13 protein-coding genes are annotated in these 13,037 nt (G+C 51.7%); 2 read left to right on the top strand and 11 right to left on the bottom strand.

Annotated elements, in window-relative coordinates; genetic code table 11:
• Nucleotides 1–327: 327 nt before the first annotated feature.
• The 11 genes from MUG06_RS15960 to MUG06_RS15910 form a co-directional block, all read right to left on the bottom strand.
• Nucleotides 328–1,350: a LacI family DNA-binding transcriptional regulator gene (locus MUG06_RS15960; protein ID WP_243079430.1), complete on the bottom strand. Its 1,023-nt coding sequence runs from the start codon at nucleotides 1,348–1,350 to the stop codon at nucleotides 328–330.
• Nucleotides 1,351–1,868: 518 nt separating this feature from the next.
• Nucleotides 1,869–2,606 carry an amino acid ABC transporter ATP-binding protein gene (locus MUG06_RS15955; protein ID WP_279234028.1) on the bottom strand — a complete coding sequence of 246 codons (738 nt, stop codon included), beginning with the start codon at nucleotides 2,604–2,606 and terminating at the stop codon, nucleotides 1,869–1,871.
• Nucleotides 2,603–3,370 (bottom strand): amino acid ABC transporter permease, encoded by a 768-nt coding sequence (locus tag MUG06_RS15950; protein WP_215848623.1) that lies wholly within the window; start codon nucleotides 3,368–3,370, stop codon nucleotides 2,603–2,605. The genes MUG06_RS15955 and MUG06_RS15950 overlap by 4 nt, the downstream gene beginning before the upstream one ends.
• A 5-nt stretch (nucleotides 3,371–3,375) precedes the next feature.
• Nucleotides 3,376–4,071 (bottom strand): amino acid ABC transporter permease, encoded by a 696-nt coding sequence (locus MUG06_RS15945; protein WP_215848624.1) that lies wholly within the window; start codon nucleotides 4,069–4,071, stop codon nucleotides 3,376–3,378.
• A 23-nt stretch (nucleotides 4,072–4,094) separates the two neighbouring features.
• Nucleotides 4,095–4,847, bottom strand: a complete 753-nt coding sequence (locus MUG06_RS15940; protein ID WP_243079205.1) for an SDR family oxidoreductase — start codon at nucleotides 4,845–4,847, stop codon at nucleotides 4,095–4,097.
• Between the two features lie 238 nt (nucleotides 4,848–5,085).
• Nucleotides 5,086–5,520 carry an acetyl-CoA carboxylase biotin carboxyl carrier protein subunit gene (locus MUG06_RS15935; RefSeq protein ID WP_243079204.1) on the bottom strand — a complete coding sequence of 145 codons (435 nt, stop codon included), beginning with the start codon at nucleotides 5,518–5,520 and terminating at the stop codon, nucleotides 5,086–5,088.
• A 139-nt stretch (nucleotides 5,521–5,659) separates the two neighbouring features.
• Nucleotides 5,660–6,583 carry a nitrogen assimilation transcriptional regulator NAC gene (gene nac, locus MUG06_RS15930; RefSeq protein WP_215848626.1) on the bottom strand — a complete coding sequence of 308 codons (924 nt, stop codon included), beginning with the start codon at nucleotides 6,581–6,583 and terminating at the stop codon, nucleotides 5,660–5,662.
• 169 nt (nucleotides 6,584–6,752) lie between these two features.
• Nucleotides 6,753–7,847 (bottom strand): ABC transporter ATP-binding protein, encoded by a 1,095-nt coding sequence (locus tag MUG06_RS15925; RefSeq protein ID WP_243079203.1) that lies wholly within the window; start codon nucleotides 7,845–7,847, stop codon nucleotides 6,753–6,755.
• Nucleotides 7,848–7,855: 8 nt separating this feature from the next.
• On the bottom strand, nucleotides 7,856–8,920 hold the full coding sequence (locus MUG06_RS15920) for an extracellular solute-binding protein (RefSeq protein WP_243079202.1): 1,065 nt from the start codon (nucleotides 8,918–8,920) through the stop codon (nucleotides 7,856–7,858).
• 23 nt (nucleotides 8,921–8,943) lie between these two features.
• Entirely contained in the window at nucleotides 8,944–9,747 is an 804-nt protein-coding gene (locus MUG06_RS15915; RefSeq protein WP_243079201.1) for an ABC transporter permease, read from the bottom strand.
• On the bottom strand, nucleotides 9,744–10,649 hold the full coding sequence (locus MUG06_RS15910; RefSeq protein WP_243079200.1) for an ABC transporter permease: 906 nt from the start codon (nucleotides 10,647–10,649) through the stop codon (nucleotides 9,744–9,746). Before MUG06_RS15910 ends, MUG06_RS15915 begins: the two co-directional genes overlap by 4 nt.
• A 458-nt stretch (nucleotides 10,650–11,107) precedes the next feature.
• Between MUG06_RS15910 and MUG06_RS15905 the strand changes: the two genes are divergently transcribed.
• Both MUG06_RS15905 and MUG06_RS15900 read left to right on the top strand, forming a co-directional pair.
• Nucleotides 11,108–12,310 (top strand): pyridoxal phosphate-dependent aminotransferase, encoded by a 1,203-nt coding sequence (locus tag MUG06_RS15905; RefSeq protein ID WP_243079199.1) that lies wholly within the window; start codon nucleotides 11,108–11,110, stop codon nucleotides 12,308–12,310.
• Nucleotides 12,311–12,319: 9 nt separating this feature from the next.
• Nucleotides 12,320–13,012 (top strand): SDR family NAD(P)-dependent oxidoreductase, encoded by a 693-nt coding sequence (locus MUG06_RS15900; protein WP_243079198.1) that lies wholly within the window; start codon nucleotides 12,320–12,322, stop codon nucleotides 13,010–13,012.
• Nucleotides 13,013–13,037 lie beyond the last annotated feature (25 nt).

Genomic DNA, 13,037 nt, shown 5'->3' with positions numbered 1-13,037 from the left:
AACCCTGTTAAAAACACGGTAATCAGGCGCGTCATCATTTATTTGAGACGTTAGCGAGCGCTTTTGGGGGACCAAAAGTTATTTAAACGCTTTCGTCTATTATTTTAAAAAGGGCTTAGGTTAATGCGATGATATTGAGCATGGTGATACCTCTGGTGTGTTAAATGTTAAAAATGAAAAGTAATGTTTAAATACGAATTCTTTGTTTTTTAATTTAGGTCTGAGATCATTACGTAATAATAGTCAAACCTATTTGTGCGTAATGGGTTGCTTTGTAAACACAGCTTGCGAGTAGCGTTAGAGGCTACTGCAAGCTGGCTTGCTCTTTTATTGCTTAAGATGAGAACGCCGGATAATGAGTTCTCCTCTTTGCCATTCACTCGCGGGTGAAGACTTATTTTCAGTCAGTCGATTGATCGCTTCCATAATCAGCGTTTCTGCGTTTTGGTGATAAGTCGTTAACGCCCACACAGGTGAATCGGCTTCTTCAATACCATCAAAACCGACAATAGCGATGCTATGGAAATTGCCAGTTTCATAAAGCGCTTCCAATGCGCCAATAGCTAAAATGTCGTTTTCACAGAACAAGGCATCAACACGCTTATCTACGGGTGTGCTGTTTAAATAATCCACCATCATTTGATAACCGAGCTTACGCTCATACCCGCCAGCAATGAGCAAAACATCGACTTTACAGTTATGTGCTTCAAGTTCTGTTTGATACCCGTCCATACGAAGCAGATGACTGGATTCAGTGTCAGGCCCTTTCATATAGCCAAACCGCGTATAGTCTTGAGCAAGCAGCAATGCGGCTATTTCACGACCCGCCTGATAACCATCAACATTGACGACTTCAATTTTGCGGTGATCTTCACTGTTACGGCATATCTGCACCAACGGAACAGAGTGAAGGCTTTGAGCGATATCGAGAAGCTCATTACTCAGATCGTTTGCAACAAACAGAATGCCATCAACCTGTAGCTGATCGGCCATTTGTATCACCGATTGATAATTCTCACCGGCAGTAATATTCAGCACTAGCGCAAGATAACCTCTTGCCTGTAGCGCCTTGGTTGCCGCATTTAGCACCTGCATTGAATGAGGGTTTTTCAACTCATCTATAGCAATACCAATGATATGCGTATTTTTTTTGGTCAAGCTGCGCGCCAGTAAATTAGGGCGATATCCTAACTCAGCCGCAATTTTCATCACTTTCTCTTTGGTCTCCGGCGCAACGTAGGTACCGGGTGTAAATGCTCTCGATACTGTCCATTTTGATACACCTGCGAGTTTTGCCACTGCGCTAGCATTGGCTTTCGTTTTTTTCGGCGTTTTGGTTTCTTTTGTCATAGATTCGCTTGAGTCATGTTTGCATCCGTTACCGACATTGAACGTCAAACGAAAACGAAAAGAAACTTTCTGTAGCGCATACTGCTCACAACGTGACTGACGTTATGTATTCGTATGGACTTTTCGACAACCATTAAGACCGTGTTGAGATTATGTTAACTCGAGCAGGCGTATGCAAATACTTTCTGCACCTAGGTGCAGAAAAAAGTGCAGCATAAGCTTCAGAGAAGGCCGTAATAAGTTTAACAGGTAAAAAGATAGGTCAGTTTGTTACGAAATATGGCGAAGTGAATAATAAATAAGCGTTTGAGCGGTTTATTTATAAATCATAAAAGCGTGTTTTATTTTCACCCTTTTAATAAACAACGGGAACTATTCTTCATTGGTATTATTTGCCACCGGGAGGAATGTAGAATGAAAGACGGAATGTATGACGGGAGGCAAATCTATCTATTTTTTTATTGATGTGCAGTTCTGAATATCAAAACTGCACATCATGACAGACAAGGATTTATCCCTTAATGCGCTAACAAATCGCTTAAAAACATTTTCGCGCGGGGATGTTGTGGAGCAGTGAAGAAATTTTTTGGTGTGGCTTTTTCAAGAATTTGCCCCTGATCCATAAACCAAATGGTATCCGCCACGTCGCGAGCAAAATTCATCTCATGCGTGACGCACATCATGGTCATGCCTTCCTGCGCCAGACCGCGCATAACATTGAGCACTTCGCCGACCATTTCGGGATCGAGCGCAGAGGTGGGTTCATCAAACAGCATGACCGGCGGCTTCATGGCTAATGCGCGCGCAATCGCCACGCGCTGCTGCTGACCACCAGAAAGCTGCGCGGGGTAGGCGTTAGCTTTATGGGAAAGTCCCACGCGCTCCAGCAATTCTCCCGCATGCTCTTTAGCTTCAGAACGCTTAACGCCTAACACTTTCATCGGCGACATCATGATGTTTTCTATAACGGAAACGTGAGGGAACAGGTTGAAGTTTTGGAAGACAAAACCGATACGCGTACGTAACTGATTCAACCGTGTGCTGGTGCCGTGAATATCCGTTCCATCAAACAGTATTTCACCTTGCTCTATCGGTTCCAGGCGGTTCACGGTGCGAATCAGGGTTGATTTACCCGAACCTGATGGGCCGCATACCACAACCACTTCACCGGTTTTAATTTCCGCGCTGAGGTTGGTTAACGCCTGGTATTCGCCGTACCACTTGTTCACTTGGTTGAACATAATCATGGGTCTCATGACAGCTCCTTATTGAGATGAGGATGAGTGAGAACCCTCGGTGCAGCGAGGTCGCCACGTTCCGAGCGTTCGTTACGGCGTTTATCGGCAATGTGCGCTTCCAGCCGGTTTGCCAGCCAGGTCAGACTGAAGCAGATGATGTAGTAACTCACCGCCACAATAGCGAAGACTTGAAAAGGCTTGGTCAGCAACTGATTACTCACCTGATTAGCGGCATACGTCAGCTCAGGAACATTGATGACATAACCCAAGGTACTGTCTTTGATGACTGAAACCAGTTGGCTTACCAGGCTTGGCAGCGTGTTGAATAAGGCCTGAGGCAGGATCACCATTCGCAAAGCTTTAATGTGGCCCATCCCCAACGCACGAGAGGCTTCATACTGCCCTTGTGGCAGGGCCTGAATACCGCCGCGGACGATTTCAGCAATATAGGCACTCTCATAAATAACCAGCGTGCAAAGCATGGTGGTGAAGCCACTGATGTTGTGACCAATCAATAAAGGAACGCAAAAATAGGTCCAGAAGACCACCATCATCAGCGGGATACCGCGCAGCAGGTAAACCCAGCAGGCAGCGGGCCAACGCAGCCAGCGCCACGGCGAAAGCCGGGCTAAGCCGAGAAGGACACCGACCGGAAAGGCAAACAACACCGCTAGCAAGGAGATCAGCAAAGTACAGAGTACGCCGCCTAGCGGGCCGTTAGGATACTGTCCCATCAGTAACAGCATGCCGTTGTCGTGCAGGATAGTGAAAACGTCAAACATCGTGATTACCTCGCATACACACGCTGGAAGCGACGCGCCAGAAGCGCACCTGCGCCCATCAACATCAGTGAGAAGGCCAGATAACCTACCGTGGCGACCAGATAAGCTTCAAAGGTACGGAAGGTCTGATTTTCGATATCTTTTGTCGCGTAGGTCAGCTCTGCCACGCCAATCACCATCGCCAGACTGGTATTTTTAAACAGCAATACGGTGTGGTTGATGATGGCGGGTAACGCATTTCGGATGCCTTGTGGCAGGATCACCGAACGCAGGGCGCGGACGTAACCCATTCCCAGTGCGCGAGCGGCCTCGTTTTGACCGTCTGGAATGGCCCGCAAACCGCTGCGGATATCCTCAGAGAAATAGGCCGCCTGACACAGTCCAAGCGCAAACAGTGAAAAGAGAAACTCAGCGTTGAAGTCGTTGATCCACATCTGCACCGATTCCGGCAGCAGAGTAGGAATAGCGAAATACCACATCATTAATTGAATGAGCGTGGGCACGTTACGGTGATACGAAACATAGGCAGCGACTACCCATTGTGCTAACCGGCTTGGCGACAGGCGCACCGCAACCAGAATCAGCGCAACGAACATGGCTAGCAGCCAGGCACCCAACGCCAGCTCCAGAGTGACTACCGCACCCTTTACGATCATCTGGCCAAATTGGCCCGTCATTACGGCGGAGAAATCGAGTGCCATGGTTGTTCCTCTTAGTCAGTCAATCAAGCGACTGCATCATCTGGGCGCATGGTTGAGAGTCCACCCGGCACCTGAAGTGTTGGCGTAATTTCAATGTTGCCGATATTGACCGCCACCGGTGCTGACAGGGCAAACGCCACGCAATCGGCGATGTCTTTAGCTTGCGGCAGTTCAAACCCTTCAATAAAGCGACGATGTGCTTCTTCATGATCACCAGAAACGTTGCCAAAAATATCGGTGGCGACGCGACCTGGACAAATTTCTGTTACGCGAACGCGTTTGCCATAGCAGTCAACGCGCAACTGGCGAGACAACGCATGTACGCCCGCTTTGGTGGCGTGATAGACCGAATTACCGTTGAAGTTATAAATAGCAGCGATGGAGGTGATGTTGATGACATGCCCGCGGTCACGCTTCATCATACCTGGCACTAACAGGCTGCAAAGATGCAGCACGGCACGCAAATTGACGTCGATTTGGGTATTAATCACGTTTTCATCCGCTTCCAGAATCGAACCTGGATGAGAGACGCCTGCGTTGTTCACCAGAATATCAACCTGCAAGTCACGGCACAGTTCAGTCAGGGCTGCCAAATTGCTAACGTCAACTGCATGAGGAATGCAGCCGGTGCGATCGGCCAGCGCGGCCAGTTGCTCTTTACGACGCGCCACGGCATGAACGGTAATGCCTTCCTGACACAGACGCTCAACGATGGCTTCGCCCATACCGGCGGATGCGCCAGTCACCAGCGCAACTTTATAATCTGAAAATGGCATTGTGCCTCTCCTGTTAAGGCAGCGTGGCTTATCGCGCTGCCGTTTTTGTGGTGTTTTCTGACTCTATTCAGTTATGCGCAGCGGGTATAAGACATTAAAGGTGTGAGGCAATAAGGCTCTCTTATAGACCCGCCATACTTCACGTTGCTGCGTTCGCCCATCCCAGTCACTGTTTTATGTAATCTCCTGGAGAGAACGCACTTGCCGTCTTTCTGCCCGTTGACTTATTTTGAGGGCATCATGCAAAAACCCCGGCTGACGCGCTCACGCTGACTATCTCGCAGCCATATTCCACTGCTTGTTCCTGATCTACGGAGACGGCCAGCACCGTTCCGTTGATCGGGCTGCGCAGCGGTAAGTAGAAGCCACCAACACTCAGCAGCGCCAATACTTCATCCTGCTTCACCGTTTGTCCCGGTTGGGCATAGGCCACATTCTGAAGCGGATGCTGCAAGATAATTTTTCCCGGCATCGGAGCGCAGACACGGGTTGGTGCAACATCTGTTGCAGACAAAACAGGCTGGGGCGTAGGGGGTAATTGAGCGCAGGTTTCGTCGAATTTAAGTCGTACGGACCATGCTTTGCCGTTCAGTTCAATCAGACGCAAACCAGAGGTGCGCATTTTCTGCGCAACCTGGCGTAATTCTTTGAGGGCAAGTAGGTTTTTTTCCATATCCATTCCATCGCAGGCGATTTTAGTGATACAGCGCCTCACCGGCAGCACGCGCCGGGATGCGCAATATTGCCACTCTAGCGCGATGTCCATCACCGCGAGTAAGAGGGTTTCGCTTTGCGGCAATAAGCGCGTCTTATTATCCCACCAGCGTCAAGGGTCGGTTGTCGGTGGTGCGTCGCGCCATCAGTGACAGCAGAATGGTTTTCACCGCTTCGGCAGGTTGCGAGAGCGGCAGGTGATCGGACATGCAGAAGGAGAGCGAGGTCTGAACATCGGGCTCGATAATTTTTGCCATCCAGGCGTCAGCGGCTTTCACCATACCGCGTGCCGCGGATTCAGGCATGATGGTACAACCCATACCCGCTGCAAGCGCGGCATTGAGCGTGGTTTGCGACTCTATCTCGCATTTAACGCGGTAGCTCAGGCCTTGCTGAATAAAGGCATCGTCCACCACTTTACGCATGATGTTATAGATGCGCGGTAGGAACAGATCATCACGCGCTGCATCAGCCAGCGTCATTTCCTTTACCGGCTTGCCCATGCTGTTAGGACAAACAAAGTACAAATCCTCTTTCATCAAGGGAATAAAACGCAGGCCATGAATATTGCGGTTGTCATAAATCACTGCCATGTCCATGCGTCCATTCATAATCAGTTCGCTCAGCGTAGTGCCGAAGTTCTCATTGAAATAGAGCACGATGCCGGGATGCTGACGGTTCACTTCGGCCATCAAGGGCAGCGCCAGTTGTTGTGCCGCCGTTCCCGGCGCGAGACCAACGGAAACATGCCCGGATAGTTCCAGGCCCGCGCCGTCGATAGCGCTCTGCGCCTGATCGCATTGGCGCAATATCGCCTGCGCATGGGCATACAGAATCTTACCGGCCTCGGTAGGCGTCACACCACGTTTGGTGCGAATCAGCAGTTGTTGATTGACCTCGCCTTCCAGTGTCGCCAACTGCTGACTTAAAGCGGGTTGCGCGATATGCAGAATGTCAGCAGCTTGCGTCAGGCTGCCGACATCCACGATTTTAATGAAGTATTTCAAGCGGCGAAGATTCATAAGCACATACTCATTTCATAACGTGTAGCTTGATACACGCAAGATCAGTGCCAACGTGTGCAAATGAGTGCTTATTTATCCATAAGCATCAGTAGCATTACGTGCTTAACGCAGCGGCCCGTTTTGACCACAGCGGCGGCATGCACTCTTTAAGTGCAAAACCCCTGTCTCAGCCACTGATGACATGATTACTTTCTCGTGACCAATGCGCATAAACCTGTTCGCCAGGAGCAAATGCGGGATTGCCCGGTTCGCCTTGTGTCTGCTTCCAGACGATAAGTTTTTCTCCGCTGGGTAATCGCAGATCGTAATGCAACATGAAACCGCGATAAATCACCTGCGCCACTTCAGCTATTACGCCGTTATGGGAAGCGCGGGCGGTCTGCGGTGTCAGCGGTTGTAGGCGAATCGCTTCTGGACGAATAGTGACCGTCAATGCGCTGTCGGCAGCGGGTGCGCCTGCTACGGAAAGTTTCAGGCCATCTGCTGTTTGTAGCTCGCTACCTTCAGCGTCACGGCGCACCAGGCGGGCAGAGAGGAAATTCGAAGCACCGATAAAACCCGCGACAAAAGCGGTGGCCGGTTTTTGATAAATTTCGGTCGCCGAGGCCAGCTGCTCGAGTCGGCCGCCCTGCATCACGGCGATCTGATCGGCCATGGTCAAGGCTTCATCCTGATCGTGCGTTACCATGATTGTGGTAAGCCCGAGACGCTGTTGCAGTTGGCGGATTTCCAGTTGCATGCTTTCACGCAAACTCTTGTCCAGTGCACCCAAAGGTTCGTCGAGCAGCAGCATATCGGGTTCAATCACCAGTGCTCGCGCCAGTGAAACACGCTGTTGTTGACCGCCTGAAAGCTGCGCCGGGAAACGATCGCAAAAAGAGGTGAGCTGGACCATATCCAACGCTTTCCTTACCCGATCGTCATAATCACTGCGCGACATGCCACGCATTTTCAATCCAAATGCGACGTTTTCCGCCACAGTCATGTGGGGAAACAAGGCATAGTTTTGAAACAGCAGGCCGATATTACGGCGATGGACGGCGGTGTCCAGAATCGAACGACCCCCGACCAGAATGTCGCCGGAGGTCGGTGTAACTAATCCCGCCACCATGCGTAAACAGGTGGTTTTACCGCAGCCGCTGGGTCCCAGCAGGGCAAGAATTTCACCAGCATTGACCGTCAATGAGACGTTCTCAACCGCCATGCTTTTGCCGTAATACTTACTGAGATTGTCGAGTTGAACGTCAAAAGATCGTTGCATTGTCATCCTCACGCATTAAAGGTCTGGTTGTAACGCTCAAGCAGCTCGGCGCGGCGCGGGATGAGAGAGGTCCAGTCAGGCGTAAACAGGTTGAGTTGCTGCATTTTGGCTTCGGGATAAGCCAGATATTTCAGTGTCGCCTCGTCAAACTCAATGCCACGCACGGTTGGCGCGCTGAGTGTCACCTCTGCCAACATTTTCTGTACCGAAGGTTCCAAAAGACGATTGATCCACGCCAGGCCCAACTCCCGCTGCGGAGCGCCTTTCACCAAGGCCAGGCCGTTGATACCGGTAAACGCGCCCTCTTTGGGGAAGATCATATCCAGCGGAATGCCCTTTTTGGTGTGTGGGTAAATGGCTTTGGAGTATTCGATGCCGCCGATCATGGCTTGCCCTTGCGCCACCATCATGACCTGCGCTTCGCCGTCATACACCGTCATGACGTTGTTTTTCAGCTCTGCCAGTTTGTCCCAGGCTTTATCGATATCGTATTGCGCTTCCTGAAACGGTTTGCCGGTCGCCAGCGACGCCGCCACGATGAGCATCAAAATACTCTGGGTATTTTTTGGCGTGTTGAGGATCATCTGATGCGCATAGTGAGAATTGAAAATATCGTTGTAACTGGCAATCGGCTGGCTCATCTGTGGGTTAATAAACAGACCAGCCATTGAGACCGAAAAGCCGACGCCATAGCGGTCGCTGAGTACGTACCGATCAAAGACGTTGTTAAGATTTGGGATGCCTTCTGCGGGCAATTGCTCAATCAGGTTTTCCGCTTTTGCCTGCGGTATGCCGATATCATCCATCGACATCACGCTGAACACCGGCTTCGCCTTGGTCGCGCGCAAAGCCGCAATGTTCGCCAGCGTCGCGCCCTCGGTGGTCAAGACTTTGCAATGATATTCTTTTTCGAAATCAGGCAGGACTTTTTGCTTGATCAGTGCGCCCTGCGCGGAGTTATAGACGCCAACCTGCAATACACGATCGGCGGCGTTGGCTTTAACCTGGATGTAAGGCAGCAGCGCTGCGCCTGCCACGGCTTTGATAAACGTCCGGCGTTTCATGGATGTCATAGTGATTCCTCTGAGGTGAACAGTTACGCGGCCATCGCGCGACGCAGGCCAACCATTTTTTCCAGCATGACCACCACCACGGTGGCCAGCAGGATGATCAACGTCGACATGGTGGCCACCGACGGATCGAATACCGTGCCAATCTGGCGATAAAGCACCACCGGCACTGGCGTGTTTTCGGAGTCCGCCAACCACATGGAGACGGGATAATTATCGAAGGAGACCATGAAACAAAAAATGGCGCCGGAGACCACGCCAGGCGCAATTTGCGGCAACACCACGCGATAAAATGTCGCCCAGCGCGTCGCGCCGAGCGTGCGGGCAGCTTCTTCCAGACTGGGATTGACTAATTCCAGACTGGTGATCACGGTGCGTACCACATAGGGCGTTGTCACTACGGTATGCGCCAGCAGCAGGTTGAGTTTGGCGTTGCCCCAGCCGTAACCGGTAAAGAGCTGCAGCAGCGCCAGGCCCGTAATCAATACCGGGAAGATCAGCGGCGAAAGCAGCAACCCTTTGGCTAACGAGGCAAACGGCAGGTTGCCTCTTACCAGCGCGATGGCAGCAGGCACACCGAGCAGCAGCGATAACGCGGTAGTGCCTAAAGAGAGCAGCGTGCTGAACAACAGCGCATCGATAAACTCCTGATTTCCCAAAACCTTGCTATACCAGTCGAGCGTGAAACCGGTCGGCGGAAAGCTGACAAAATAGCCATCAGAGAATGAGATAACCATGATGAGTAAGATTGGCGTCAGGATGAACACCATCATGGCGGCAGCAAAACCATAAAGCAGCCAACCGCTTAATCCTTGCAGGCGAGGGATCATGTATTGGCTCCCGGCAGACGACGCCCACCCAATAGCTTCATCGACAAGGTGTTCACGGCGATGACGATAAATACCAAAATGGTGGCGATGGTGGCGCCGAACGGCCAGTCATACACGGCAACAATCTGCTGCTCGGCGAGGTTGCCCAGCATTTGCGCGCGCGGCCCGCCAATCAGTGCAGGAATGACATAGGAACCTGCCGCCAGTGAGAACACCAACGTCATGCCTGCCACCAATCCGGGCAGACTCAGCGGTAGAGTAATGCGAAAGAAAACTTGCCAGGCAGGTGCGCCAAGCGTGCGGGCAGCAAAGGGCAGATTGGCATCGATTTTGCCCAGTGCCGAGGCCAACGGCAGCACCATCATCGGAAAGAAAATATGCAGTGAACCGATAATCACCGCCCAGTCGGTGAACATCAGGGCGTTTGGCCGATCGATAAGTCCTAAATGCAGTAACACGTAATTGAGTAAACCGGTTGGGCCATTATTTAAAATCAGTTGCCAGCCATACGCGCGCACCACAACGCTGACCGCCAGCGGCGCAATGATCACTAACGTCATGATGCGTGCTACCCAGGCTTGTCCTCGCACCAGTACGGTAGCAACCGGATAAGCCAGTATTGAGGCGATCAGCGCGGTAATGACGCTGATACGCAAGGTATTCCACAACACATCGCTATACAGCGCGACGCTAAAAAAGTGCAGGTAATGGCTGAACGTGAGCGGGGCACCTATATTGCCTTCCGGCGTTTGGGTCATCAGGCTAAATAACATTAACCGGATAGCCGGTGCGAAAAAGAAAAACAACTGAAAGGCGAGCAACGGAATAATTAACAACGCGGGTGACTGCCAAACCCGGAATTTTCTAACCTGCACCAACGGCGTCGAGATGTCAGCCATCATACTTCCTCCAGACAAGGGCGCTAAGGCCGTCAGGTGAAGGCAAGACGGCAATAAGGATTTATGTAGGGTAGAGAATTGCGTGGAATTATAATTTATTGAAATTAAAAGGCTTAATTTCTATTTTGGGCGTCACAAAACGTTAATATGATTACGCCATAAACACCCAATACATTTTCGCGATACGCCTATGCATTCCCGCTATGGCTATTTTCATTGCTCGCCTTTCTCGCCGTCGCTTTGACGATAAAAATCACAGTGACGTTGCATCGCAAGTTAACTATTGCTTTGTGTTATGTCGCCACAACAAAGCACTATTAACTGTGCCCGCCCCCTGCAACTTATGCTCAGCGGAAGTCACCTTCTGCCTCTTTGTTGACAACATCACACTGCGCGAATGCCTGCCAGGCGGATATTCCGCGCGGTTTCAAGCCGACTTTGCAACCTGGAATACCGCTACCATGCCTGATATCGCTGATCGCTTAAAAAATGTTTCCGTTTCTGCCTCGGTGGCAATGACCCAAAAGGCGCGCGATCTTGCCGCTCAAGGGGTTGATGTCGTCGGTCTTTCTACCGGAGAACCCGATTTCCCGACGCCAGACCATGCGATCGACGCTGCCTACGCCGCCGCTAAAGCAGGTGATACGCGTTATCCTCCTACCGACGGCACACCCGCACTGCGTGCCGCGATTCAACGTAAATTCTTGCGTGATAACGAATTAAAATACGATATCAGCCAGATTCTGACGGCGGGTGGGGCTAAACAAATCATCTTCAATGCGATGATGGCGACCATCAATCCTGGCGATGAAGTGGTGATCCCCACGCCATCCTGGATCAGCTATGCCGATATTGTGAAATTTGCGGGTGGAACACCTGTGCCGGTGGCATGCCATGAAGAGAACGGCTTCAAGCCGCTGGCTGCCGATCTTGATGCTGCCATCACGCCAAATACCAAATGGCTGCTGATCAATTACCCCAGCAATCCAACCGGTTCAGTGGCCACGCGTGAAGAGATGCAGGCCATCGCCGATATGATGCTGCGTCATCCACAGGTGTGGATCCTCACCGACGATATTTACGAGCATCTGATCTACGACGGCGTAACATTTTGGACGCTGGCGCAGGTAGAACCGCGTTTGTATGACCGGGTACTTACCGTTAACGGTGTTTCAAAAGCCTATTCAATGACGGGGTGGCGCTTAGGCTTTTGCGGCGGCCCGCTGCCCTTGATCAAGGCGATGAGCAACGTCAACACACAAAACAGTGGCGGTGTTACCACGCTTACGCAAGCTGCGGCGGTGGCCGTATTGGATGGCCCGCAGGATCTGCTTAAAGAGCGCGCTGAGATTTACCGTCAACGCCGCGATTATGTGCTGGGTCGCCTTAATAGCATTCCCGGTGTGCATTGCCATACGCCGCAGGGCGCCTTTTATCTTTTCGTTAATATTGCTGCCTTCGTGGGCAAAACCACGGCGGGTGGCCGGGCAATCAGTAACGATGCCGACTTTGTGATGGCGCTAATTGAAGAACAGCATGTGGTGACGGTGCCAGGCGCGGCGTATGGCATGAGTCCCTATTTCCGCCTCTCTTATGCCACCAGCATGGAGCGTCTGCAAACAGGCTGTGATCGCATTACTACGTTCTGTACCGGTTGCCACTAAGGAGTTTGCATGTTGACTGCATCATCACGTGTGGTGATGGTTTCTGGGGCCGCGCGCGGCCTCGGTTTAGCCATTACACAGCGCCTGCTTCAGGCCGGTTTTATTGTATCTGCTGGCGTCCGCAATCCCTCTGCGTTAGCGCCACAGCCTAATTTGCATCTCTTTTCTTACGACGCCAGCGTGGCCGGCTCCGGTGAAAAGTGGGTAGCTGACACGCTTGAACAACGGGGACGGCTGGATGCGCTGGTTAACTGTGCCGGGATCAACCCGCGCGTACAGGTGATGGATCAGGACGAAACGGCGCTGGATGATATGTGGCAGATCAATGTCAAAGGCCCGCTGCGGCTAAGCCGTGCTGCGCTGCCATTTTTGATCGACTGCGGCGAAGGGCGAGTGATTAATGTCGCTTCGCTGGCCGGACGTCGAGTAGGGAGTAATGTCGGTTACGCCATGACCAAATTTGCCGTCGTGGCACTCACTCACGGTATTCGTCAGGCGTGTTGGGATCACGGCGTACGCGCCACCGCACTTTGCCCCGGTTATATCGCGACTGATATGACGTTGGGCGAGACAGAAATCAGTCGTGAAGAGATGACGCAACCGGACGATCTTGCTGAGATGGTGGAGCTGTTGTTGCGGCTGCCAAACAACTTGTCGGTAGCGGAGCTGCTGATTAACTGCCGCAAAGAGGCGATGCTGTAATTCTGTCGGGGCACATAATGTGCCC

Origin of the sequence: Pantoea sp. MQR6 (assembly GCF_022761075.1) — a bacterium.
Taxonomy (GTDB): domain Bacteria; phylum Pseudomonadota; class Gammaproteobacteria; order Enterobacterales; family Enterobacteriaceae; genus Pantoea; species Pantoea phytostimulans.
Note: the sequence above shows the minus strand (reverse complement) of the source record. Positions and strands in the feature narration are given on the sequence as shown.

Excerpts from the sequence above, each read along its gene's own strand:
- MUG06_RS15960 (WP_243079430.1), bottom strand. The coding sequence starts at position 1,350 with ATGACAAAAGAAACCAAAACGCCGAAAAAAACGAAAGCCAATGCTAGC.
- MUG06_RS15955 (WP_279234028.1), bottom strand. The coding sequence starts at position 2,606 with ATGAGACCCATGATTATGTTCAACCAAGTGAACAAGTGGTACGGCGAA.
- MUG06_RS15950 (WP_215848623.1), bottom strand. The coding sequence starts at position 3,370 with ATGTTTGACGTTTTCACTATCCTGCACGACAACGGCATGCTGTTACTG.
- MUG06_RS15945 (WP_215848624.1), bottom strand. The coding sequence starts at position 4,071 with ATGGCACTCGATTTCTCCGCCGTAATGACGGGCCAATTTGGCCAGATG.
- MUG06_RS15940 (WP_243079205.1), bottom strand. The coding sequence starts at position 4,847 with ATGCCATTTTCAGATTATAAAGTTGCGCTGGTGACTGGCGCATCCGCC.
- MUG06_RS15935 (WP_243079204.1), bottom strand. The coding sequence starts at position 5,520 with ATGGAAAAAAACCTACTTGCCCTCAAAGAATTACGCCAGGTTGCGCAG.
- nac (WP_215848626.1), bottom strand. The coding sequence starts at position 6,583 with ATGAATCTTCGCCGCTTGAAATACTTCATTAAAATCGTGGATGTCGGC.
- MUG06_RS15925 (WP_243079203.1), bottom strand. The coding sequence starts at position 7,847 with ATGCAACGATCTTTTGACGTTCAACTCGACAATCTCAGTAAGTATTAC.
- MUG06_RS15920 (WP_243079202.1), bottom strand. The coding sequence starts at position 8,920 with ATGACATCCATGAAACGCCGGACGTTTATCAAAGCCGTGGCAGGCGCA.
- MUG06_RS15915 (WP_243079201.1), bottom strand. The coding sequence starts at position 9,747 with ATGATCCCTCGCCTGCAAGGATTAAGCGGTTGGCTGCTTTATGGTTTT.
- MUG06_RS15910 (WP_243079200.1), bottom strand. The coding sequence starts at position 10,649 with ATGATGGCTGACATCTCGACGCCGTTGGTGCAGGTTAGAAAATTCCGG.
- MUG06_RS15905 (WP_243079199.1), top strand. The coding sequence starts at position 11,108 with ATGCCTGATATCGCTGATCGCTTAAAAAATGTTTCCGTTTCTGCCTCG.
- MUG06_RS15900 (WP_243079198.1), top strand. The coding sequence starts at position 12,320 with ATGTTGACTGCATCATCACGTGTGGTGATGGTTTCTGGGGCCGCGCGC.